Source organism: Rhizobium cerradonense (genome assembly GCF_030182455.1).
Lineage (GTDB): Bacteria > Pseudomonadota > Alphaproteobacteria > Rhizobiales > Rhizobiaceae > Rhizobium.
Map to the genome: position 1 here is coordinate 1 of NZ_JAQJCK010000028.1, position 23,176 is coordinate 23,176.

A 23,176-nucleotide genomic window follows, 5' to 3' on the forward strand; every position below is an offset into this window, starting at 1 on the left:
CATTATGAACCCGGCTTCGATGAAGGGGGCCGCAACTGGGCCCGGTTTGCCAGCCTGATCGGCACTTGTAAAATGAACAGCGTTGAACCCTACGCCTATCTGTGCGATCTCTTCGTCAGCCTCGCAAACGGCCACCTAGCAAAAGACATCGATGCCCTCATGCCCTGGGCCTACGCCGCCCGCATCAAGGCCTCACAATGAGCTCGTCAGGTACTCTTCGGTGAGCTCATTTGACGGGCCGTAGATCAACCTCAGATCACTGCAACTGAAAAATCGATGGGGCGTGGACGCCGCATACGTTTTGAACGTAGCCTTCGCCGCAACGACCGATGGCCGACGCGCCGAAGCCGATCACAGTTGGGCGTGTTTCGGCCGAGTAACCAAGCAAATTGCGCCGCAGACGACCAGTTCTCTCCGCTAATGCAAGCTCATCATCCGGCAGCGCGAAATGGTCGAGCCCGATTTGCAGATAGCCGGCAGCGGCTAACGTTTCGGCCATGACCGAGGCCTGCTCAGCGCGCCCGGCTATATCGGGCAATGCTGCCCGGTCAATCAGGAGCTGATTTTTTCTATAGGATAGATCGTGCGAATAACCGAAGACCGCGAGACGGTCGGGACGCATCTCAATAGCTAACTTCGCGCTCTGGCGACAGGACTGGACTGTTTGATAGGGCAATCCAAACATCAGGTCGAAATTGATGCGCCCTATTCCATGCAGGCGAAGGTTCTGGACGGCAGTCATCACCTGCGCCTCGCTCTGAACCCGGTTGATCGCCTTTTGTACGATGGGATCAAAGCTCTGCACACCAACGCTTGCGCGGTTCACACCGGCTTTCTCCAAGGCTTCGGCCATATCGGTGGTGAAGGTGCGCGGGTCGACCTCGATAGCGATGTTAGCCGCTTTCTCGAACGCGAAGTGGCCGCGCAAAAGTTCCATTAGCGACAGGAAGTCTGCTGGCGGCATGATGGTCGGGGATCCGCCCCCGAAGTGCACGTCGCTCACGCCAAGTGCCTTCGGCGCTTGCTCGGCGACCAAGCGGATCTCCTCACGGAGCATTGCTAGATAGTGGATGATCAAATTATCCAGACGAGTGATGCTCGTTGGAAAACCACAATACCAGCACATCGAGCGGCAAAATGGAATGTGCAGATAGAGCGAAACAGCGTCATCGGTTGGCAGGCTCCGCAGCCATTCCTCATACGTATGGGCGCCGATTGCAGAGGAAAACTCCTGTATCGTTGGATAGATGGTATACCAAGGTAAATGCGCCTCGCTATGTTTTTTCGAGATGAAAGTTGATGATGAGGCGCGCAATGACTTTCGTCTCCAGTCCGGCTTATCATGTCCAGATTTCACGCGTCGTCTTCCTTTCGATCAGATGGGATTCTGCGCTCGAGGGGTGCTTTTTCGCCGCCAGGCATCATGGCTTCCCGTCTTCCAATGCCGGTCGCCCGTTCCCGCCGCCCTTAAATCGCAAACGCAAAGGTCATTCCAGTCGAGTGAACGATCCAGGACTTGCGTATCATCGACGTCGCTGAAATGAGCTGTCCTTAGTTCGAATGCCGAAAGACGTTTGTGCTTAAATTCGGATTGTGACGATGACCCAACGCCTTGAAGCCAAATGCAACGTTGTCCTTTCGACAATGTCCGACATAGGACAAGCGCGCCGCCCAATCATCTCGATGTTTTGAATCCCATTTGTCGCTTGGCATGATGGATGCGTAGCTCCACAATGCACTGCGTCAAGGAGGAGGAGCCGTCCCGCGATCGGCCTCTCCGAGGAGGCGGGCACCGTTGCTGAGAGTGGGCTCTGGTCGAACGCTTTGAATTTGTACTCTGATTGATCGCTGCGCCGGCTAAGGGCGGAGAATCTGTTCGGCCCCTGGCGCCGGTTGACAGAAACGGCCTCAAAAGGTGACGGGCCGCGGCAGCCTCTTCCTCGCCGGCAATTTCGACCAGTGCTTTTGCAAGAACGACGGAGACGACGTGTCGACGAGGCCGCCGGAAGCCGCTTTTTCAAAGATGACGCCGGCATAGACCTTCATGCCATGACCCTTTCGGCGGTTTCAAGCTCACGTTATGGCCCGTCATACGATCCAGCGATTTTCGTTGGGAAGAAAGAACAGTGAGGCAAGTGTTGCTGGCGAAAGTTCTGGCTTGGAGTGATGAGCTGGAGTTCACCGCAAGCGTGTGCTGGCATATCGCCAGCACGCGTGCTCGAGCCATCCCTATGTCTCAGGCATCGATGAGGAGTGATGGGCTGTAATCATCCATTTTCCGTCCATGAATTCATAGGTGTAGGTGTAACGTGCGGGAATTTTGGTGCCATCGGCGAATGAAAAAGTATAAATGCCGCTGTCCGTTGCCATGTTACATCCGATCCTGATCACGCGCAGATCGATCGATCCTTTCGGCCGCTTTTTGAGAAAGTGCTCGAAATAAGCGGCTCGCTGCTCGTGTGTCAGGCGCGGTGTGTTCGACAGCGTCGGCAGCAGGATCGCATTTTCCGCATAATTCGCGGCAACTTTTTCGGAGTCGAGTGTTCTGAGCGACGCATTCCAGCGATCGAACAATTCTGCTACCTGCTGCTCGGTGATCGGAGCGCAGTTTACAGTGCCAGCGACGGCTTGCTGCAAAGATAAAGTGGAAAGTACCGCCGCGGCGGCAAGTGTAAGACGCATGCTTCATCTCCGGTTTTTGATTGCGCGATAGTTCTCGGCAGGGCTTCTCCTGACTGCTTTTGATTGCTTTCAGCGTCACTCTTGTGCCGTCGACGCCCCAGGTTCTCTGCAATCAATGGTCCGCCTGATGCAGCACCGCCATCAATTCGCAAAATCGATTGTTTGAATAGCACACATCCACGGCATCAATTTACACGCTAAACAGCGCATCCCTCGTTAGGAATCGCCGAGCCGGCCAAGCTCCTGCCGCGGCGCATCTCAGCAATCTGAAGTTAGGGGCTGCTCTCGATCAACGAGCTTCTTCATGACAAGTCGCGGCAAATGCAAAAGATAGGATGATTTGCCACGACGCTTTGCCCCTTATCGGATACATGGTTTTGCCTGTCCGGGAGGGTCGCCGCTCGCAGCCCTTCGATTGGACTTTTGCGGTTGGTGATTCCACTCAAGCAACCGAATATTTTTCGTGCCCGGCACTCTGATATGTCGAATTCCTCAAGCGAGTTCTGGAGGCCGCCGCGGGCTTCTTCCCACATGTTCGCGGAGTGCAATTTGGCTTTGCAAAATTGTGACCGCCTGGAGGGAAGAGCAAGCCAATTGAGCTTTTCTTTAAACAACTGACAATTTAGCGACGATGAGCGATCGGGCTCTCGGCGCTTCCGGGTGTTGCTGCGCGATTTTGCTGGAACGCAAGCTGAACCCGACCGGGCAGACACGTCGCAGTCAGGAGGCACGGCGTGCCCGAATCCCTTTTGAAGCACGGTGTCGACATGTCTTCCAGTAGCTCGTTCGAAGCCGCGTTCCAGGCAAGTTCGCCCACTGAAATTAACGATGTGCCAGTTCGGTCCCGTCCTGTCCAGCATCTGACACGCAAGAAGTTGGACGTTGAAACCATGCGGCACCATCAAAGTGCCGTCAGAAAAAACTGGACGAAGCCAAACTCAACACCCTGAAGACTGTGAAAAATGCAACGGCAGGCAGTAGGCCATAATGTCCAGAATGTGAGGTTGCCTACAATCAAAACTGGTCAATTCAATCCTAAGATATCCGTATTACGCACTCAATAGTCTTTGCGATAATGATTGATCTTGCTTTGAAAGGTCACGACGTCAGATCTGCCCGCAAACATCGGAACACTACTGTTCTTTTCAACCCTCACGATAATTCTGGGGCTAAATCGGTATGCGTTTCAAGGGTCTTGATCTTAATCTTCTCGTCGCATTTGACGCTTTGATGACGGAACGCAACGTTTCGGCAGCGGCGCGCAGCATCAATCTCAGTCAGCCTGCAATGAGTGCCGCCGTCCGCCGGCTGCGCGACTATTTCGGCGATGACCTGTTTACGATGCAGAACCGGAAACTTATCCTGACGCCACGTGCGGAAAGCCTCGCCTCCGCGGTCCGAGAGACACTACAGCACATTCAACTCAACATTATTTCTGCAGATAGCTTCGCATTAGACGAACCGGAGCGACACTTTACGATCGCGCTTTGTGATTTCATGACGACAGTATTCTTCCGGAAAATCATAAAGCGTCTGGCAAGGGAAGCTCCCGCTGTCAGTTTCGAGTTAATTCCGCTCCCAGATAATCCGGACCAGCTTCTGCGGCGGGGCAAAGCCGATTTTCTAATTCTTCCGGAATTGTTTATGTCAAGCGCACATCCCAGAGCGAAGCTGTTCGACGAAAAGTTCGTGTCCGTTGGCTGTACGACGAATACGAAACTATCTGGTCAACTTACGGTCAGAGAGTATATGGCGATGGGCCACGTCACAGCTAAGTCTGGGGTTGGTCAACAGCAGTCGCTTGAGGACTTTTATTTATCGGAACGAGGTGTCAAAAGGCGTGTCGAAGTTGCCGTTCAGAGCTTCGGGATGGTGCCCGCAGCGCTATTGGGCACCGACAGGCTCGCAATTCTGCCTCTGCGACTGGTGAAGCATCTCGCACCATCTATGCCCTTGCGAATTGTGGAAAGTCCAATACCTCTTCCGGCGTTCACCGAGGGCATCCAGTGGCCAGCCTCGCATGAAAACGATCCGGCGAGCACCTGGATGCGTGAGATAATTCTGCAGGAGGCGGGCCGCGTAGCAAGTCCTTCGATGTGTCGCGAAAGTGACATTTAGGAGACCGAAATGAAACTGAACGTCTTTGAGTGGGTGCCGCCCACAAGATTACTGGGCGGATTTGGGCCTATTACGACGACGAGGTGCGGATGGACTTCCAGGGCTTCATGGGACTATGAGCTGAATTCGTTACCGCGGCGACTAACCGCAAATAGGCTCGCCAAGAGTGTAGTATCCCAATTGCAACCACGAACAGGCGTATCGGATGTTTCAAAGCAGCAGCCCCCATTTGACATTTAAGCGTGGTGGATCGTCATTTGATGGCATGATCGAAACACTCGGTACTGCCTTTGGTGAGTATAAAGCCGCGCTGGTCAGCCCTGTCGATGACTTCCAGTGGAGTCTGGATTTTTCGACCTGTGACTATGCCACCGTGATCAAGGGTTTTCATCAACACGAGTTTGAGTTTCAAATCCAGCCTACCATCAACGCTGTGCAGCATTTGTCGATTGTGCTACCGCGTAGCGGAGGCATGGGAGTGACCTACGCCTCGCGCGAAGCCACCGCTCGACCCGGTAAGTTGCTCCTATACAACAATCTTGAGCCAGAGAGCGTTGTGATGTATGGCCGATCGAACGTCATTGACGAGCTTTTGCTCGACTGGAATGTGATTCTGCAGACGCTTGATCAAACGTTCGAGACGCCATTCAGTGGATCATTGGACCTTCTGCCGGAATTGGAAACGTCGACGTCGGCCGGTCAAATGATCGGCTCTCTCGCGGAGACCGTCATTCGTGGGTTGCGCGATCCCTCAGTTCGATCCCCAATCGCAATGGCGCACGTCACTCAAGCTTTGGCCGACCTGATAGTACGCTTTGTCCCGCACAAGCTTTCGCACCTGCTCGACAGGAAGCCCTACATGATAGCCCCCAGGCATGTCCGGCGCGCGATTGAATATATGGAAGCCAATATCAGCCAGCCGATCAGAATGCCGATGGTCGCGAAAGCCGCGGGGGTGTCGACACGCGCATTGCAACTCGGGTTCCGTGCCTTCCGGGAGACCACGCCGGCCGCGTATTTGGCCATGCTTCGTTTGCGGGCGGCGCGGGTGGAGTTACTTGATCCGGCGAACGGGCATACAACGAGGGAAATTTGCTTGAAATGGGGATTTCTTCACTTCGGACGGTTCTCGGCGATGTACAAGGCAAGTTACGGGGAAAGCCCTTCTCACACGAGAAAGCGCGTCAGGGGTATGCAGCCCCGCTCTCGCCGGCAACCACAAACTGTGGTGGGCCATTCAATCTTGCGCAGATGATCTCTCGCGCGACAGATGATTGGATGCGTGTGGCGGCTTGCCGTGCGCGCCTCAGGCAGTCTCCTTAACTGCCCCGCTCTCCCGTGTCATTGAGCGATATCGATGTCTTTTCGGATCATTGCATGCCTCCTCTATGACCATCTTCATTTTTCGCGAACAGGATTCCTCCCGGACCGATTGTCTGGTATAGACCGGGCGCCCTGTCGCTGGCGCACCACTGCCACCCGCGTCAGCGCACCCGCCCCGTCATTGCTTGCCACGTGGAATGACAGGGCGCCTGTCGATCGAGCGCAATGATTGGCAAGAATGCAGGGGGGCAATTCCCTCGGCCGACCCATCAGCAATCGGTGTCATGGTATCAACCACGCCGCAGCCGGCGAACACCAGAGTGGATCACAGCCTGCATCGCGAGCCGTATGCCGCTTTCGATCCCATTGTTCGCCCGTCCTGTGCTGCCGACCGAAGCTCATCCCGGGACAAGAGAACCAAGCCGACGACGTTCTTAATTTCTTAATCAGCGTTGCTGAAGATGATTCGTGAAGGCAGCTGTGCTCGGACGGGGCATTCCGGAGCGAATTGCTACACCGTCAATGTTGCGAGGGCTTAGTCTCGCGCGCCTTCAAGGAGGCCGTCGTAGACGTCCATGAGCGCAGTGGTGATAGCCTGCCCGAGAGCATTGCCTGCTTGCCGGACTGCGTCTTCAGTTCCATCACGCGCAGCCTTTGGCGAGATCAAAACCCTGTTCGCCGACAATCTGCTTGGCAACTTCAATAGCCCAGATACCAAAGTCACCCCGGTTGTCGATCCCAATGCTTTCTTCCATTTTTCGTCCTATCCATTTATGCAGAGCGCTTTACACCTCCATTCCCGAAATGGCCGGCACTGCTGGCCATCGCCATCCAGCACTATGATGATTCGAATAAGTGTGAGCAGTCTTTCTCACAGTGCAAGCGGACGCTCCGTTGTTGGCCCATTGAGTTCAATAAGGACTTTAGTCGCACTTATCGGATGCAATCCATTCATCGCATGGATGCGCCACATCCAAATAATCGATTTTACGAATTAAGCGTTATGATCCATTAAAAAGGAACATCGTTTGATTACTATCAAATACATTGATGGCTATCGCAAGCGGTTCGCGAATGGACAAGTATTTGGTTGCAAAGCCGAACAGTAAGGAACCCAGCGCCACGAGCGATCCTATGGGCATGAGGGCTACAGCCGGCGGCAGACGAATGCCTTTTAGGCGCCCTCAACCCGGTGCCTTTCATCGCACAGCTGCTTCAAAAAACACTCGGGAGAGGAGATCTTTGCATGTGCTCTCAAATGCGGTGGAGACTATGCTGGGAAAACGAGCTGGAACTCGCCGATCATGTCGAACTCGCCAAGTTCTTTCGAGCGACCTATGGACCAACCGGGGCCTTTAATGCAAAACCATTCGAGGGAAGTCGAAGCTGGGCCGGAGCGAGACCCGAACTTCGCCTCATCGGCTATGACGTTGACGGGATCGCCGCTCATCTGGGACTGCTACGCCGCTTCATTAAAGTTGACGGAATAGACCTGCCGGTGGCTGAGTTGGGATTGTACGGGATACGCACCGATCTTGAAAGACTCGGAATAAGCCATTCAATCCGAGCCATGCTTCCAACACTCCAGGATCTCGCCGTTCCGTTTGCATTCGGCACGGTTCGGCCGGAGTTGCAAAGACATATCCGGAGGTTCGGCCGTTACGGTCCTGTGACGGTTTTTCCGCACGTTCGCGTGCGGTCCACCTTACAAGAGCCGCGCCTCGATAAGCCGCCCACACGCATCGATGACGCACTTGTCGTCGTTCTACCGATTGGACGATCAATGTCCGATTGGCCTTCTGGTTCGATGATCGATCGCAATGGACCGGAGCTATGACGCTTCTGGGTTGCCAATGCGCCGCATACGTCGAGTGCACCTAGGCAGCAGCGCGTTCATGGTCAACATCAGAGTTGATCCAAGCGCGGGCTTGCTTGGGGAAACCTAAAAGCCACCCTGCGGCCAAACGATCGCGAATCTAATTAGTAGAGAATTACATCAGGTCCCTCCAATGCCGCGTGAATTTCGAACCGATATCCAAGCGTTGCGTGGCTTGGCTGTTTTGCTGGTCGTCCTCTATCATGCACGTATTGGGCCGTTTACAGCTGGCTATCTTGGCGTTGACGTATTTTTCGTAATTTCCGGCTTTCTGATCACCAAGCTGGTCCGGACGCAGCTTGAGCAATCGCGCTTCAGCTTTTCGGAGTTCTATTACCGACGTGCGAAGCGTCTATTGCCGGCGGCCTACATCGTCATTGCGCTTACGACGGTCGCCTCGCCGTTTTTGCTTTCGGACGTGGGGCTGCAGGAGTTCCGCAATCAGGTCATAGGGGCCCTCACATTTTCCAGTAACATCGTTCCTTGGTACCAAGTGGACTATTTCGGCCCCGCCGCCGAAACGATGCCCCTCCTGCATTTTTGGTCGCTCTCCGTCGAAGAACAGTACTACCTGCTGCTGCCTCTCTTCTTGGCTTTGGCGCCGAGGAGATGGTGGCTCATCGGAATAGCGGCGTTCCTTGTCGCTAGCCTTGCGCTATGTTTTTATCTGGTCGCCCAGAACCCATCTGCTGTGTTTTATCTTCTGCCGACCCGATCTTGGGAAATGTCCATTGGTTCACTTGGCGCATTGCTTCCAACGATGCCAGTGGTGTCTGCCGTGCTTGTGAAGTTACGTTTCCCAGCACTCGCGCTTCTCCTCCTTGCCCCAATGGGTTTCGCTCATCCAGTCGTGGATGCCGCTTTGATTTGCTTGGCAACTCTGACCTTCCTGCTTGCGCGCACCCGGGACAACATTGTCGTGCGAGGCATGGCGAGGATTGGCGACATCTCTTACTCGCTCTATTTGATCCACTGGCCCGTGCTTGTCTATATGAGAGCTGTTTGGCTGGCGGAGCCTCCGGCGCTTGCGATCTATGCGGCCGTTGCTTTCTCATTTGTTGGAAGCTGGGCGCTTTACTCGTTCGTGGAGGAGCCATTCCGACGGGGGTACGTCATGTCTCGTCTCCGGCTGGTCTCAGGATTGGCGGCCGCATCGGTCCTTCTCGCCTTCTCGCCCTCCGTTGCCATAGCCACAACCGAGAACAAGTTTGATTTTGCCACCATCCGGCGGATCAACTACGGTCTCGCGAGAGCGTGTGATTTCAAACCCGGTCCGCCTCCTCAGGACGTCCCCAAGAGCTGCCAGACCACAAACAGACCAGAATTGCTGGTCTGGGGCGATTCATTTGCCATGGCGCTGGTTCCCGGCTTAGCCAAAACAATCGGCGAAGGCGGACTAGCTCAGCTCACAATGAGCGGATGCTTCCCGGCCATCGGCGTTGCTGCGGTTTCAAAGGAGTTAGCGTCACCCTTTTCTCGTGCCTTCGGCGAGGATTGCATTGACTTCAATGACCGTGTTTTGGCCGTTTTGAAAAATCGGCCGGAGATCAGTACGGTGGCTATTTCAAGCCCTTTCGATACGCCTGTATCGAATGAATATATGGTGCTTAAGAGGAACGGTGAGACTTTCACCGATGCCAAGGTCTCGCAATATATAACCATTGAGGGGATTAAGGCCCTCGTCGAAGGTGTTCGCGCGTTAGGCAAGCGCGTGGTTGTGGTTGCTCCTCCGCCAGTCGGAAACTTCGACATTGGCGATTGCCTGGAGAGGAAGGCGAGGGGAAGCATTATGCTTGGGCGCTACAGCGACTGCAAAATAGATGTCAGTGAATACCGTCGCAGACGCGCCCGTACCCTCGAGCTGTTAAACGAAGTGGCGCTCAAGGCCGACGTAGAAGTCGTTTCCTACCACGACTTTCTCTGCGACGGCACAACATGCAAAACCGAGATTGACGGCAAATTCCTTTACCGAAATAGCGGTCACCTTTCCTATGAAGGATCTGAGATCATCGCTCGCCAGACAAATCTTGCTGAGAGGCTGATCAGGGCCGCTCGTTAGAGCGTGTTTGGCCAATGCACTCCTTCCATTTCGAGGGAAGAGGCAGGCGCCCTGGTGCCACCTATGCGTCGTAACAAAAATCGATAGGAGACAATATGCCAGATCAAATCGCAGATAACGTCATCGCCATGATCAAGAAAAACGCTGCTGCGCACGGCACCGACAAAGATCCCTCCTTGAGCGACGACGAAATAACGACTGAGACCGAACTGAGCTCGCTCGATATCGATTCGATAACACTGGCGGATATCCTCTGGGATCTAGAGCAAGCCTATGACATCGGCATCGAGTTTAACACCGCCGAAGCTTGGGCAAATCTTAAAAGTGTTGGCGATCTCATTGAAGCCGTCCGCGCTTTGATAGCAAGGGAGGCTTGAATGGACAGGCGCGTCGTTATCACTGGAATAGGCGGCCTATGCGGGCTCGGAACCAACCACGCCTCCATCTGGGACGCAATGCGCGAAGGGCGTTCAGCTATCGGCCCAATTGCCAATTCAGAACTTCACGAGTTGAAGGGCATGATCGGCGCCGAGATCAAGACGCTACCGGAGCATGGCCTAAATTCGAAGCAATCCAATTCAATGGACCGCTTCAGCTTGCTTGCCGTGATTGCCGCACGCGAAGCCGCAAGACATGCCGAACTCTCCATCGACGAAGGAAATACCTATCGCATCGGTGCGACAGTAGGTGTCGGCGTCTGCGGCTGGGAAGCGATCGAAGCAAACTATCGTGCTCTTCTTTTAGATGGCGCTCGCCGGGCTGCCATCCTTACTGCACCCAAGGTTATGCCGAGTGCTGCCGCCGCTCACGTCAGCATGAGCCTTGGCTTGAGGGGGCCGGTTTTCGGCGTCACGTCAGCCTGTGCCTCGGCCAACCATGCCATCGCCTCGGCGGTGGATCAGATTAGACCTGGCCGCGCCGACGTCATGCTTGCTGGCGGCAGCGATGCCCCGCTTGTGTGGGGCGTGCTGAAGTCTTGGGAAGCACTGCGTATACTTGCACCCGATACCTGCCGCCCCTTCTCGGCCGACAGAAGAGGCGTGGTATTAGGCGAGGGTGCGGCCATGGCGGTATTGGAAAGCTATCAACATGCCGCACGGCGCGGTGCCCCAATTCTTGCTGAAATCGCCGGCGCTGGTCATTCCGCCGATGCGTTCGACATCGTTGCGCCTTCCGTCGAAGGGCCAGTGGCAGCGATGCGAGCCTGCCTTTTAGATGCTGAGCTGAATGCTGAGGACGTGGATTATGTAAATGCGCATGGCACTGGTACCAGAGCCAACGATCAGATCGAAACTGAAGCGATCAAACGTGTCTTCCGGCATCATGCCCACTCAATGTCCGTCTCTTCAACCAAATCCGTGCATGGGCATTGCCTCGGCGCGTCGAGCGCGCTCGAGATGATCGCCTGTGTGATGGCTCTGCGCGAGGGCGTCGTGCCGCCGACCGCCAATCACCGCGAGCCGGATCCCGCTTGCGATCTCGACTTTACTCCCAATGTGCCGCGCGAGCGGAAGGTACACGTAGCGCTGAGCAACGCCTTCGCCATGGGTGGCACGAATGCCGTCGTGGCATTCAAGCGGGTATAGAACCGGGCGTTTTCCTCGCCTTGCCTGTTAATGATTCCGTGCTGAACGTCGGATCTTAGTCGTCTTGGCGCGAGCTGTGCCAGTGGCTCTCTGACTTGGATGATGTTGTCTGCTGGCGCCCGTGAGGTTTGGCCGATCATCGGCGCGTCGATCATGAAGGACGAGAGGTAGTCAATGAATGTAGCACCACGGAACTCCGTAGATTCTCATCGAAAAGAGGATGATCATCTTGCACGTCATCTGTCCAACCGGCACCTCCAGCTTATAGCCATCGGAGGCGCAATTGGAACCGGTCTTTTCATGGGATCAGGAAAGACCATTTCGCTCGCCGGGCCCTCGATTTTGCTCGTCTATGCGATCATCGGCTTCATGCTGTTCTTCGTCATGCGTGCGCTTGGAGAAATCCTGCTATCCAATCCGGACTATCGTTCGTTTGCGGATTTCGCCGGGGATTATCTCGGCCCCTGGGCGCAATTTTTCACCGGCTGGACCTACTGGCTCTCCTGGATTGTGACCGGGGTGGCCGACGTCGTGGCCGTCTCCAGCTACGTGTCATTCTGGATCCCAGATATGGCGCTCTGGATACCGGCGCTTGGTCTTATATTCACGCTTCTCGCCCTCAACCTGCCGACCGTACGCAATTTCGGTGAAATCGAATTCTGGTTTGCGCTCATCAAGATCGTCACCATCGTGTCGCTTATCGTTACCGGTGCTTACATGCTTTCCACAGGCCTCACACTGCCCGATGGAAGCAGGGCATCGGTCTCGCATCTATGGCTGCATGGCGGCTTCTTTCCGAACGGCTTCCACGGCTTCGTTGCCGGTTTCCAAATTGCTGTGTTTGCCTTTGCGGGTATCGAACTCGTTGGAATGACCGCGGCAGAGACCAAAGACTCGACCCGCAACCTGCCGAAGGCAATCAACTCGATTCCGGTCCGTGTGGCACTCTTCTATCTCGGTGCCCTGTTCGTCATCCTCACGGTCATTCCATGGAATCAAGTCGATCCGAATTCGAGCCCGTTTGTCGCTATGTTTTCGCTTGCCGGCCTCGGTATTGCCGCCCATGTGGTGAATTTCGTCGTACTGACCTCGGCGGCATCAAGTGCCAACTCAGGCATATATTCAACATCGCGCATGGTCTACGGACTTGCGACCCTCCGGCTGGCGCCGGGCTTATTCGGCAAGTTGAACCGAAGGAAGGTCCCGGTAAATGCCTTGTTCTTCTCGTGCGTCTTTCTGCTGGCGGGGATCGGCCTGCTTTATTCCGGAGACAATGTCATCGAGGCTTTCACGATCGTCACGACGGTTTCTGCAGTGCTTATCATCTTTATTTGGTCGATCATCCTTGCATCTTACCTGCAATATCGCCGCAAGCGGCCTGACTTACACGAAAAATCGACCTTCAAAATGCCCGGCGGACGTGCCGCTGTCGCGATGGTCTTCGGCTTCTTCACCTTTATCTTGTGGGCTTTGGCGCAGAAGCCGGACACGGCTATCGCCTTGAAGGTTACGCCGCTGTGGTTCGTATTGCTCGCAATCGCCTATGTAGTAGTCAAAAAGGCACGGCGCTCGCGATTGCCCGGCGAGGGCGTAAATGGTCTTGATCAAATATGATGAAGAGTTTCCGCCGGATAAGAAGCTGCGAGACGCCAGTGCGCCATGCTGCCGATGCGTCGTCCCCTGATCGCCTTTTCCGAAGACCTGCTCGTGTAACTCAAGAAAGTGGCAGATGCGCCACCGGGTTCCTGGTTCGTATTGGCGAGTTTGTAGGAAGAACCACGAATTGTCAGAAACACCACACGGCCGGCTGCCAATCAAGCACCGGAGCTGTTCCTTCGCTATCTTGCAAAGGCTCAAAAACGAACCGCGGGCCGGCCTAACAATGCGACGTTCAGCACGCCATTTCGAAGCCAGACACGACGGTCGCTCCTTTTAAGCTGGCCAGCGGACGGACCTCAAAATCTAAGGAGAAACATGCAAGGTTCTCTAAATTATAATTTGCGAGGCGGTTGATCACGGCAGAAGGTCCGGATGGCTGAGAATGTCTTCGCCCATCCGCTGTTCAGCAGTCCCTGCCACTTATCCTGTCGGGTCGGCGGTCTCGGCGGTCAATCGCTTGAAGATTGGCACCAGCCGCGGATGGCGGCCGGCGGGTGGATGCTGAATATCGACCGTGCGACCTAATTTTTTCTGCCGCTTAAGCCAGTCGCGTAAGGTCTCTGCGCAGATATGGTCCACATAGTGCAAATCGCTGCTGGCGATCCGGACTGTGCAACCAGCTGGAAGCGATTCCAAAGTATTAAGGAGCGCGGGAACATCCCTGCAAGTCGCAACGCCACCAAGCGTCAGATGAACCGTCTCAGCATCTTCCATTCGATCGATAGCAAGCTTGCGCCGCAGATAAGGAAGGATCTCGAAAATCGAGAGCGTCAAACCTAGAGCAACACCCACGAGCAGGACTTGCAGTACGACCATCGCAACAGTCGCAATCCAGATGCCCACGGGAAGCCAACCATGATGATCGAAGAGATCGCGCACGTGATGAAGGCTGATCAGCCGCCAACCCGTCACGAGCAGTATTGCGGCCAGGGCCGTCAGCGGCACCATGGAAAGCAATTGCGGCAGCAACACCGTAAGGCCAAGAATCCAGACGCCATGCAGGACAGCCGATGCCCGTGTACGCGCCCCGGCTTGGATATTTGCCGAGGAGCGTACGATAACACCAGTGATCGGCAGACCACCGAGCAGTCCGCAGAGCCCGTTGCCAATACCTTGTGCAAAAAGCTCCTTGTTGAAGCGTGTGCTGGCGCCGTCATGCATCCGGTCGACAGCCGCAGACGACAGCAATGATTCCGCACTGGCGATGACCGCAATCACCAGCGATGTGACGACGATTCCAGGCTGAGCCATATTCGCGAAACTTTCCACTGTCGGCAATGAAATGCTGTTTGCTAGAGATGCAGGAACCTCGACCCTGGCAATCGGTAGCCGCAATACAGCCGTTAATGTAGTTCCGATGGCAACGCCTACCAGCGCACTCGGGACCAGCCTCAGCCGGTTGGGCCTGAATTTTTCCCAGCCGATCATCGCGAGCAAGGAAATCAGCCCTATAAGCAAGTCGACGGATTCGCTCGTCATGCCGCCTCCCCAAAGATGTCCGAATGTTCGTTCCATCGCCACGACGTTTTCAATGCCCCCCGCAGCCGGTTTGGCCCCCATCAAAACGTGTATTTGTCCGAGGATGATCAGAATGCCGATACCGGCGAGCATACCGTGAACGACAGCGGGCGAGATTGCCCGAAACCATGATCCGATCTTCAGGAACGCGGCAAGGATCTGCAAAAGTCCAGCAACGATCAGGACCGGCCCGAGCATGGCCACTCCATATTGTTCGACAAAGCCGAAGACGATGACCGCCAGACCAGCGGCAGGGCCCGATACTTGCAGGGGCGAACCCGCCAGCAAGCCCACGACAATGCCGCCGACGATGCCTGATATCAGGCCCATGGCAACAGGCACGCCAGAGGCAACTGCAATTCCAAGGCAAAGCGGGATAGCAACGAAAAAGACGACAAGCGACGAGGCGAAATCGCGCGAAAAAACGAAGCTGTTATTGGTCATGGCACTACTCCGCTGCAACTGCGGCTAGGACTTGCGGCCGATCGCGACCGGTAACGGCGACCGGTAACGGCCCGTCCTCGCGTATCTTTGTGAAGCGGGCGGCCGACCCGTCGTAAACCTCCACCTCTCCCGTTTCGATATCGAAAAACCACCCGTGCAGCGTCATGTCATTGGTCGCAAGCCTTGCTGCAACGGAAGGATGTGTGCGCAGGTGGTCAAGCTGAACAATGACGTTCTCCATAGCGATAGCGCGGACCTTTTGACGTTCGGAAAGGTCGGCCGGATAGGCTTGGCAAACGATCGAATGCGCAGCGTAACCATGCTTTAGCCAAGCGGCGACGTTGGGCATGGACTTTAGCAATTCGGGACGGCAGAGCCCTTTCATCGCGCCACAATCGGAATGGCCACAAACGATGATGTCTCGAACCGCGAGAGCTACGACGGCATATTCTATTGCTGACGAAACGCCACCGTTTGCGGTTGAAAATGGTGGAACGATATTTCCGGCATTGCGGCATACGAACAGCTCACCTGGTCCTGACTGGGTAATGGTTTCGGGCAAGACTCGACTGTCGGCGCACGAAATCATCAAGGCGTGCGGCTGCTGTCCCTCTTGCGCAAGCTTGCGGTAAAGTGCCTGGTAGTTCGGGAACACGGCACCGCGGAAGTTCGAGATTCCTTTTAGTAGATCACCCATAGCAAGTCCTCATTGTCGGGGTGGATGGAAGCAGGGCGCGCGCGATCGTCGGAATCCGCAATCATTTCGCAACTGCGAGATGGAAGTGTGATACGCAAAGAGGATGCCAAGACGTCGATCGCCTCGTTTGTTTCGCACTAATACGAGCATGCTCAGTCATTGACGACAGCTTGTCGCTGTAGTCATTCCAGACATCCAGTGAGCGCGAGCGCTTGATCGTAGGTCCCCAGATCAATGTGATGCTGCAATGCAAAATTTTAGAACTTCATAGTTCCTTGCTTGCTCGGATTGAGGCGCAATGCCGAGTCTGGGAGCCATGGTTCTACGCCCGCTCGTAAGAATAACGACGAGTAGGGGCGCGCGACTACGGACCAGCACCGCAGTATCAATGCGAGGTTCTGACCGACAAGATCGCCGCGGCCAAAGCCATCGCAGCTAGGCCTGCCGCCCCGATCGGCAGCACCGACAAGTCATAATTTGCAATAAGCCTGCCGCCGACTACGGTACCGCCGGCAACGCCCACGTGCATTGCGGTGACATTCGCACCGATTATAATGTCGCTCGGGCTTCGGCCGAGATCCGCAATATCGCTCTGGACGATCGGCGAAATCGACCAGCTCGCGCATCCCCAAATTGAAAGGCTGGCGAAAAAAAGATGCTGCTTTCTGACACGCATAGCAGCAACGTTGTGACGAGATAGATTGCAGGGCTCGCGACCAGCGCGAGCCGACGACCTGCGAGGTCAGAAAGAATACCGGCCAGCACGCCCCCCGCCATGCCCGACGACCCGAAAACGGCGTAAAGAAAGGCCTCCCAGTGTGGCCCGAAGAACCCCTTGCTCGCGGCGTAAGAGGTCAAATAACTGAAGAGGGTGAAATGACCTGCAATGAACAAAATAGAAACACACTGCGCCATCATCTGATTGCGATCCCGGAAATGAGCTAGGGTCCGGACCCATAATTGGCTTTCCTTGAGCGCTGAGACATGATTCATTGCCGCGACGAAAGGGCGGTGAGATGTCTGATTTCTTTTGGTTTTCCGATGCGCAGTGGGAACGGATCGAACCGCTGCTGCCAACGGATGTGCGGGGCAAGCCGCGCGTGGACGATCGTCGCGTGTTGAGCGGAATCGTCCATGCCCTGCGATGTGGTGGCCGCTGGGCGGACTGCGCCGACGTCTATGGACCGAAGAAGACGCTCTACAATCGCTTCGTTCGCTGGTCCGAGCGCGGCATCTGGGAAGGCATCTTCAGCGCACTCGCCGGCGCCGAAGATGCGCCGGAGCGATTGTTCATCGATAGTAGCTGCATCAAGGCCCACCGCTGCGCAGGCGGCGGAAAAGGGGGGCCTTGGCTCATGGTATCGGCCGCACGAAAGGCGGACGGAACACCAAGCTCCATGCCGTCTGCGACGCGAAAGGTCGCCCTCACGTCCTGCTCCTGACGCCCGGCAACGTCCATGACTGCAAGGTGGCAAGGCTGTGTATCGAAGCCCTGCCGCCCTCCGCGGAGCTCGTCGCGGACAAGGGCTATGACAGCCAGGCTCTGCGCGAGTGGCTCGACGAGCGCGGTACCGAGGCTGTGATCCCGCCACGTCGAAACCGCAAGGTCCAGTACGAGTACGACCGCGCCGTTTACAAGCAGCGCAACGTCATCGAGCGCATGTTCTGCCGTCTCAAGGATTGGCGTCGCCTCTCCACCCGCTTCGATCGCAACATCAAAAACTTCATGGGTGCCGTCGCTCTCGCCGCAGCCGTCATCTGGTGGCTGTAGTGAGTCCGGACCCTAGATACAGTTTGCCAAAAGGCGAGCGCTTGCTCGGCGACCCGACATTCGGTAGCACGACGATTACAAGCCATATAGCGACGACAGATAGGCCAATCATTGCAAGGCCTACGGCGGCGCCAACCAATCAAATGTGTAATCCACACGCCCAGAGGTACCCCCAAAAAAAGCGAGCCGCTTATTCCAAGGTACACGGAGGCTATGGCACGAGCTCGATATCTTTCCGAGACGATCTGAACTGCACAACCGACGGCGCATACCGATATCTGCGCGCAAGCCATAGCCGTGATGATCCTCGAGGCGCTTATTGGGAGCAGCCCCGATCCACCGATCACAACCGGCACATTGCTCCCTGCAAAGATTGACATGGCCGCGAGGAGCGTCGGTTTTACATCGAAGCGATAGGAAATCAGTGTAGCTATCGGCGCGAAGAACGCGTAGGTGACCGAGAACACTGAAATGAGGATACTTGCTTCGGACTCGCCTACTCCAAGGCTGCCGGCTACATTCGGCAGCACCCCGATGAAAACGTTCTCGGCCAATCCTGTGATAAACACAGCAGTAGTGAGTACGAGAATTCGATTCATACCGCCAACTGCGCTGGATTGGCCGGCGCTTGCGCGGTCTCTTTTCCACCAGCTCTGCCCCATGCTCTCATCAGTCCTCGTATGCCCTGACTTCAATCAGTTTTTTGCGGGCCGAGATGGGCTCCTGCCTCATACCGATTGGACGCCCTGGGAACAGTTTGCAACGAGATCGGCTGCGTAAAGTACTCGTACTTGCCCGTCAGCACGCCTTGCGTGAATTGAAGCGCATGCTTGCCAAAGAACCACTCTTCAACAGCATAGCCGCGGGTCAGTTCGATTGGCGAGGTAAGGTTCAGTCCGGGCATTTCGATCCGATTGACCGTCGTCGGCCGGTTGCATAACAGTCTGAGGTCCTCAACGTGGATCCCGAGCGGGATCTTTTCGAACAAATCGCCAGGCAGAGCGTCGCTGTTCGACAGGTCGACTTTGGTGAATGGCAAAGGGCCGTCGGGTCCTGCCTTTCTAGAGAGGAACTTTTCTACGGCGTGGACATGCGTCGCAATCCCGGGATGGGAATCCCATTTCGCGTAAAAATCAGAGCGTAGTACCTGCCAGTCTGCATAGAGTGAGTCGAGATCGCCCCGATCAAATGAATTCGCGTGCCGGCACTCGTACGGGACCGGATACCGGGAAGTCCCGATGATCGATGTAAAATTGTGAAATCCACCCTCGTTGGTCCGTTGTCTCAACTCGTTGATCAACGGAACCCACACATCCTTGGTCACAAAGTGCAACGACGAGTGTGCCAAAGCCAGGTCGTATCTCTCATCAGGGACGAAATCCTCGATTCTCCCTTCGATCACATCGATATTCAACGAATGTTCGTCTGCAACCGATCGCAGTTTTCTGACCGCGCTCGATGACGGTTCCAATGCAGTTACCGCATGCCCCCTGAATGCAAGAAAGAGAGCGTTCCTGCCTTCGCCGCATCCTAGGTCGACGACCATTGCGTTTCTTGGCAGTTGCTGTTCTATCTCATAGACTTCGACGCTTGGCCCGCCCATCGTCCAGACGTTGGGATCCGAATAGCCTCGTTCCCAAAACCGCTCGCTGTTTTTCATTTAGGAACGTACCTTTCTTCACGGATTTTCACGTGGTCCGAGAAGAGATGATGCGCTATCAGGTTGCTGTACTTGTAACCTTTCCGGGTCAGGGGAATGGCGCCATCGCCCCGCAAATCGATGCAGCCTTCGACTTCCAGAGCATCTATCACCTCCAAAAAATCGGCGCGGAGGTCCCGTCCGAATCGTCGTGAATAATCTGCTTCTGAAAGCTGGTTGAGCGTAAGGTTAAGTATAAAATATCTCAACCGTTCTTCGGATTCGTCTAATATAACTCCGTATTTCAGCAAATTCCGACTAGTCATCTCGAGATGTATATAATCGTCGATGGCTTTGCCGACATTCTTCAGCGCGACGGCATAGTCGAGGCTGTAGTGATATTTCCCGTTATAACTTCGCGCGCCTGCTCCGATGCCTATCATCGGAACACCGAGGAAGTCAGAGGTTTCCTGGCCGTAGGCGCTGGTGCCTTCTGGAAGGCAGGTAAAACGGGTGAAAGATTCCTGTCGATACTCATTGTCCTGCATAAAATCGACATTGCTGTCGTAGATCTCATATTTGAGGCGGTCTTCCACATATTCTTGCGGTCGAGATCGCTGCTGCTTTTGCATAGCAGTGAGCGGCCGGCTGATCGCCGGATAAAGCGAAACGGTTGTTGGCCGAAAGGACAAAATCTGCTCCAGCGAGCGCTTCCAACTTTCCGGCGTTTGACGGAAGAGGCCGTAGATCAAGTCGAGATTGAAGTTATCGAAACGCTTGCGAACTGCTTCAATGGACGAAATCGACACAGAAACCTGATATGGGCGGCCGGACGCTCTCAGTTCGACGGAATCCATCGTTTGGATTCCCATGCTGATCCGGTTCACGCCTTGGTTCTTCAAAAAATCAAGCAGTTCCCCCGACACAGTGTCGGGAGATCCTTCGACGCACACCTCGGTCGAACGGTCGATATTTGGAAAGCCATCTCGAACGGAAGAGAAAATCTGGGCCAGCCGATCGATGGGCAGGAGAGTTGGGGTTCCGCCGCCGATATAGACCGATGCGACAGATCTGTGACCGGCAAATGTTGCATAAAGGCTTATCTGCCAGCAGATCTTTTCGACATAACGTCGAATAAGATCCTCCGTGTGCCGCGTGGTCAGAAAGAGCGTGCAATAGGTGCACCTATATCGGCAAAATGGCACATGTATGTATAACGCTACCGGCGCCTGGTCGTTTGAATCCCACACATCGCTCAATCGAATGTTTTCAAGCTCTTTATATGTCCGTTTTGGGGGGTAGCTGTATACATACGCCTTGAGGTCGCCTTTGCCGATGGCTTCCCTCAAGGAATTTGCAAATGATTGCATGCTCCTTTCTCCTGCGGCCGGCACTATTCGGCAATCTGCGCGAGGTCGGCGTCAAGGCGCTTGCGCACGAGATTTGGAACGGTTGCAGTCTTGATGGCATCGAGATTGGTGGGGCTGTCGCCAACTTGAATGAGGGCCACCATGCCCAAGCTCATATGCGGCGTGCATTTCACCACATAGGCCCCGGGCATATCGAGTTTTGCGCGATATTCCTCGTTCGCTTTAGATTTGAACTCCGGTGCGCCTTTTGGGATCAAACCTTTGAACGTTTCGACATTGTGTCCCTTATCAACCGGAATAAACGTCACCGTGTCGCCTGGTGCGATCTTCGTGAAACCTGGCTCAAAAACCATTGCGCCGTCCGTGCCCCTGTTCAACATCCGGATTTGGTGGTCCGCCGCCATCAGTGGCATCGCTGATGCGGTCAGCATCGCCGTTGCGACGATCGGACAGATTTTCAAACCCATTTCTGATCTCCTTTCGCGATAGCCCGATTAATTGTCCGCCCGAAGCTTTAGGCGCGAACGGGCTGACATTCCTTGAGATCGAGCAATCTTTGATCAATTTCTACGTCAAGCCCGCGCGCCGGTGTCCATCCGCGCGCGGACGAAGTCGCTGCGGCACTCGAGGGGCGCCTCATCCGCGGGTGATCAAAGCGCAGTTGGATGCAATCAGGTGATCATCAAACAAAATCGCGGCGTTCGTTGAGAGAGATCAAGGACTGAGTGCCCGTCACGTGCGAATAGTTCCCAAAAGTGGCGAGAAAGGCGGCCGCCTTTGGCGTGGTCGTCTGTACATCGGGAAGCATGACATGAATTACACCGCTGAAACCATGCTGGTTGCGGTCGGGGCTTTTTTGGCACTGGTCGGCGCGGGGGTCGCTCATGACCAGCTTTTTGCAACCCACATGGGGATACTGTTCTTCTGTTTGCTAGCGGGCACGGTACTGCTTCTGCGGCGAATTGATTTTTCCCCCGTGACAGTGAGCGCCAAACCCAAAAACGGAGCCTATTTTGACGAGGTCATCCGCTATGGATTGATTGCCACCGTCTTTTGGGGGGTGATCGGCTTCCTGATCGGTGTCGTGATCGCCCTGCAACTTGCCTATCCGGATCTGAACGTCGCGCCGTATTTCAATTTTGGTCGCTTGCGCCCACTTCATACCTCTGCCGTCATCTTCGCCTTCGGCGGCAACGGGTTGATAATGACCTCCTTTTACGTCGTCCAGCGCACCTGCCGAGCCCGGCTCTTCGGCGGCAATCTCGGTTGGTTCGTGTTCTGGGGATATCAACTTTTCATCGTCATGGCCGCGACCGGCTATGTTCTCGGGATCACGCAGGCTCGCGAATATGCCGAGCCCGAATGGTATGTCGACATCTGGCTCACCATTGTCTGGGTCGCCTATCTTGTCACCTTTTTGGGAACGATCCTGAAGCGCAAGGAGCCGCACATCTATGTCGCGAACTGGTTCTATCTGAGTTTCATCGTCACCATCGCCGTGCTGCATGTCGTCAACAATCTCGCGATGCCGGTGTCTTTCCTTGGCTCAAAGAGCTATTCGCTATTTTCGGGCGTGCAGGGTGCCCTGACACAATGGTGGTACGGCCACAACGCCGTCGGCTTTTTCCTGACCGCCGGCTTCCTTGGCATGATGTACTATTTCGTACCGAAGCAGGCGAACCGCCCAATCTATTCCTATCGCCTGTCGATCATCCATTTCTGGGCCCTGATCTTCATGTACATCTGGGCTGGTCCGCATCATCTGCATTACACGGCATTGCCCGATTGGGCGCAGACTTTGGGCATGGTCTTCTCGGTGATGCTGTGGATGCCTTCCTGGGGCGGCATGATCAACGGTCTGATGACTCTTTCGGGCGCCTGGGACAAGATCCGTACCGACCCGATCATCCGCATGATGATCGTCGCGATCGCCTTTTATGGCATGTCGACCTTCGAAGGCCCGATGATGTCGGTCAAGACGGTCAACTCGCTCAGTCACTATACCGAATGGACCATCGGTCACGTTCATTCCGGCGCGCTCGGCTGGGTCGGCATGATCACGTTCGGCGCCATCTACTACCTGACGCCAAAGCTCTGGGGGCGCGAGCGGCTTTACAGCCTCCGTATGGTCAACTGGCATTTCTGGCTCGCCACGCTGGGCATCGTTATCTACGCCGCGGTGCTGTGGGTCGCCGGCATCCAGCAAGGCCTGATGTGGCGCGAATACAATAGTCAGGGTTTCCTCGTCTATTCCTTCGCAGAGACCGTGGCTGCGATGTTCCCCTATTATCTTCTGCGCGCCGTCGGTGGTGCTCTCTATCTGGCAGGGGGAGTGATCATGGCCTGGAACGTCGCAATGACCATCCGGGGCCGCCAGCGCGACGAAGCCGCGATCCCCAGCGCTTTCATCGCCAAGGCCGCCGAGTGAGAGAAA

Annotated in this window: 17 protein-coding genes and 3 pseudogenes; 10 read left to right on the forward strand and 10 right to left on the reverse strand. The window is 55.3% G+C overall.

Translation table 11 applies throughout. The features are described from left to right. Nucleotides 1-201 (forward strand): transposase domain-containing protein (locus PH547_RS31075; protein WP_285170303.1); only part of this gene is annotated, 201 nt, incomplete at its 5' end. Between the two features lie 97 nt (nucleotides 202-298). Here PH547_RS31075 and PH547_RS31080 read toward each other — a convergent pair. Both PH547_RS31080 and PH547_RS31085 read right to left on the reverse strand, forming a co-directional pair. Continuing rightward, nucleotides 299-1,315 (reverse strand): annotated as a pseudogene (locus tag PH547_RS31080) (radical SAM protein); the annotation flags it as partial. 914 nt (nucleotides 1,316-2,229) lie between these two features. Continuing rightward, nucleotides 2,230-2,682, reverse strand: a complete 453-nt coding sequence (locus PH547_RS31085) for an SgcJ/EcaC family oxidoreductase (RefSeq protein WP_004112919.1) — start codon at nucleotides 2,680-2,682, stop codon at nucleotides 2,230-2,232. Nucleotides 2,683-3,861: 1,179 nt separating this feature from the next. On the opposite strand from PH547_RS31085, the gene PH547_RS31090 reads away from it, so the two are divergent. After that, nucleotides 3,862-4,800 carry a LysR family transcriptional regulator gene (locus tag PH547_RS31090; protein WP_004112925.1) on the forward strand — a complete coding sequence of 313 codons (939 nt, stop codon included), beginning with the start codon at nucleotides 3,862-3,864 and terminating at the stop codon, nucleotides 4,798-4,800. A gap of 205 nt (nucleotides 4,801-5,005) precedes the next feature. Beyond that, on the forward strand, nucleotides 5,006-6,055 hold the full coding sequence (locus tag PH547_RS31095) for an AraC family transcriptional regulator (RefSeq protein WP_004112928.1): 1,050 nt from the start codon (nucleotides 5,006-5,008) through the stop codon (nucleotides 6,053-6,055). Between the two features lie 603 nt (nucleotides 6,056-6,658). Here the strand turns inward: PH547_RS31095 and PH547_RS31100 are convergent. Next, nucleotides 6,659-6,878, reverse strand: a pseudogene (locus tag PH547_RS31100) (hypothetical protein). A 491-nt stretch (nucleotides 6,879-7,369) separates the two neighbouring features. On the opposite strand from PH547_RS31100, the gene PH547_RS31105 reads away from it, so the two are divergent. From PH547_RS31105 to PH547_RS31125, 5 genes are all read left to right on the forward strand, one after another. Beyond that, nucleotides 7,370-7,960, forward strand: coding sequence for a NodA family N-acyltransferase (locus PH547_RS31105; protein WP_004125869.1), 591 nt, complete (start codon nucleotides 7,370-7,372; stop codon nucleotides 7,958-7,960). 172 nt (nucleotides 7,961-8,132) lie between these two features. Continuing rightward, complete coding sequence (locus PH547_RS31110; protein ID WP_184805565.1) at nucleotides 8,133-10,058, forward strand: acyltransferase family protein; 1,926 nt, start codon at nucleotides 8,133-8,135, stop codon at nucleotides 10,056-10,058. Nucleotides 10,059-10,153: 95 nt separating this feature from the next. Next, nucleotides 10,154-10,435, forward strand: a complete 282-nt coding sequence (locus tag PH547_RS31115) for an acyl carrier protein (RefSeq protein ID WP_004125878.1) — start codon at nucleotides 10,154-10,156, stop codon at nucleotides 10,433-10,435. Continuing rightward, the gene (locus PH547_RS31120) at nucleotides 10,436-11,644 is read left to right on the forward strand and encodes a beta-ketoacyl-[acyl-carrier-protein] synthase family protein (protein ID WP_120764296.1); all 1,209 of its coding nucleotides are present in this window, start codon (nucleotides 10,436-10,438) and stop codon (nucleotides 11,642-11,644) included. 174 nt (nucleotides 11,645-11,818) lie between these two features. Continuing rightward, the gene (locus PH547_RS31125) at nucleotides 11,819-13,258 is read left to right on the forward strand and encodes an amino acid permease (protein WP_004125885.1); all 1,440 of its coding nucleotides are present in this window, start codon (nucleotides 11,819-11,821) and stop codon (nucleotides 13,256-13,258) included. 465 nt (nucleotides 13,259-13,723) lie between these two features. Here PH547_RS31125 and PH547_RS31130 read toward each other — a convergent pair whose 3' ends face one another. The 3 genes from PH547_RS31130 to PH547_RS31140 all read right to left on the reverse strand — a co-directional run bounded on the left by PH547_RS31130 (nucleotide 13,724) and on the right by PH547_RS31140 (nucleotide 16,880). After that, on the reverse strand, nucleotides 13,724-15,265 hold the full coding sequence (locus tag PH547_RS31130) for a SulP family inorganic anion transporter (protein WP_184805567.1): 1,542 nt from the start codon (nucleotides 15,263-15,265) through the stop codon (nucleotides 13,724-13,726). A gap of 4 nt (nucleotides 15,266-15,269) precedes the next feature. Beyond that, on the reverse strand, nucleotides 15,270-15,962 hold the full coding sequence (locus tag PH547_RS31135) for a carbonic anhydrase (protein ID WP_004125890.1): 693 nt from the start codon (nucleotides 15,960-15,962) through the stop codon (nucleotides 15,270-15,272). Nucleotides 15,963-16,511: 549 nt separating this feature from the next. Then, nucleotides 16,512-16,880 (reverse strand): MFS transporter, encoded by a 369-nt coding sequence (locus PH547_RS31140; RefSeq protein ID WP_184805569.1) that lies wholly within the window; start codon nucleotides 16,878-16,880, stop codon nucleotides 16,512-16,514. 98 nt (nucleotides 16,881-16,978) lie between these two features. Here PH547_RS31140 and PH547_RS31145 point away from each other — a divergent pair. Next, a protein-coding gene (locus PH547_RS31145; RefSeq protein WP_425349206.1) for an IS5 family transposase occupies nucleotides 16,979-17,733 on the forward strand; the annotation gives its coding sequence in 2 pieces (ribosomal slippage) (nucleotides 16,979-17,320 and nucleotides 17,323-17,733; 753 coding nt in all). Between the two features lie 140 nt (nucleotides 17,734-17,873). Here the strand turns inward: PH547_RS31145 and PH547_RS33890 are convergent. The 4 genes and pseudogenes from PH547_RS33890 to PH547_RS31160 form a co-directional block, all read right to left on the reverse strand. Continuing rightward, nucleotides 17,874-18,395: pseudogene (locus tag PH547_RS33890) on the reverse strand (MFS transporter); the annotation flags it as partial. Between the two features lie 29 nt (nucleotides 18,396-18,424). Continuing rightward, entirely contained in the window at nucleotides 18,425-19,393 is a 969-nt protein-coding gene (locus tag PH547_RS31150; protein WP_004125894.1) for a class I SAM-dependent methyltransferase, read from the reverse strand. Continuing rightward, entirely contained in the window at nucleotides 19,390-20,742 is a 1,353-nt protein-coding gene (locus PH547_RS31155; protein WP_184805572.1) for an STM4012 family radical SAM protein, read from the reverse strand. Before PH547_RS31155 ends, PH547_RS31150 begins: the two co-directional genes overlap by 4 nt. 23 nt (nucleotides 20,743-20,765) lie before the next feature. Beyond that, complete coding sequence (locus tag PH547_RS31160; RefSeq protein ID WP_004125898.1) at nucleotides 20,766-21,209, reverse strand: pseudoazurin; 444 nt, start codon at nucleotides 21,207-21,209, stop codon at nucleotides 20,766-20,768. A 344-nt stretch (nucleotides 21,210-21,553) separates the two neighbouring features. Here PH547_RS31160 and ccoN point away from each other — a divergent pair, with 344 nt between their 5' ends. Next, entirely contained in the window at nucleotides 21,554-23,170 is a 1,617-nt protein-coding gene (ccoN, locus tag PH547_RS31165; protein ID WP_004125900.1) for a cytochrome-c oxidase, cbb3-type subunit I, read from the forward strand. The last annotated feature ends 6 nt before the right edge of the window (nucleotides 23,171-23,176 follow it).

What these genes read in the sequence shown, in the direction of transcription:
- PH547_RS31085 (WP_004112919.1), bottom strand. Translation starts at nt 2,682, where the DNA reads ATGCGTCTTACACTTGCCGCCGCGGCGGTACTTTCCACTTTATCTTTG.
- PH547_RS31090 (WP_004112925.1), top strand. Translation starts at nt 3,862, where the DNA reads ATGCGTTTCAAGGGTCTTGATCTTAATCTTCTCGTCGCATTTGACGCT.
- PH547_RS31095 (WP_004112928.1), top strand. Translation starts at nt 5,006, where the DNA reads ATGTTTCAAAGCAGCAGCCCCCATTTGACATTTAAGCGTGGTGGATCG.
- PH547_RS31105 (WP_004125869.1), top strand. Translation starts at nt 7,370, where the DNA reads ATGTGCTCTCAAATGCGGTGGAGACTATGCTGGGAAAACGAGCTGGAA.
- PH547_RS31110 (WP_184805565.1), top strand. Translation starts at nt 8,133, where the DNA reads ATGCCGCGTGAATTTCGAACCGATATCCAAGCGTTGCGTGGCTTGGCT.
- PH547_RS31115 (WP_004125878.1), top strand. Translation starts at nt 10,154, where the DNA reads ATGCCAGATCAAATCGCAGATAACGTCATCGCCATGATCAAGAAAAAC.
- PH547_RS31120 (WP_120764296.1), top strand. Translation starts at nt 10,436, where the DNA reads ATGGACAGGCGCGTCGTTATCACTGGAATAGGCGGCCTATGCGGGCTC.
- PH547_RS31125 (WP_004125885.1), top strand. Translation starts at nt 11,819, where the DNA reads ATGAATGTAGCACCACGGAACTCCGTAGATTCTCATCGAAAAGAGGAT.
- PH547_RS31130 (WP_184805567.1), bottom strand. Translation starts at nt 15,265, where the DNA reads ATGACCAATAACAGCTTCGTTTTTTCGCGCGATTTCGCCTCGTCGCTT.
- PH547_RS31135 (WP_004125890.1), bottom strand. Translation starts at nt 15,962, where the DNA reads ATGGGTGATCTACTAAAAGGAATCTCGAACTTCCGCGGTGCCGTGTTC.
- PH547_RS31140 (WP_184805569.1), bottom strand. Translation starts at nt 16,880, where the DNA reads ATGATGGCGCAGTGTGTTTCTATTTTGTTCATTGCAGGTCATTTCACC.
- PH547_RS31150 (WP_004125894.1), bottom strand. Translation starts at nt 19,393, where the DNA reads ATGAAAAACAGCGAGCGGTTTTGGGAACGAGGCTATTCGGATCCCAAC.
- PH547_RS31155 (WP_184805572.1), bottom strand. Translation starts at nt 20,742, where the DNA reads ATGCAATCATTTGCAAATTCCTTGAGGGAAGCCATCGGCAAAGGCGAC.
- PH547_RS31160 (WP_004125898.1), bottom strand. Translation starts at nt 21,209, where the DNA reads ATGGGTTTGAAAATCTGTCCGATCGTCGCAACGGCGATGCTGACCGCA.
- ccoN (WP_004125900.1), top strand. Translation starts at nt 21,554, where the DNA reads ATGAATTACACCGCTGAAACCATGCTGGTTGCGGTCGGGGCTTTTTTG.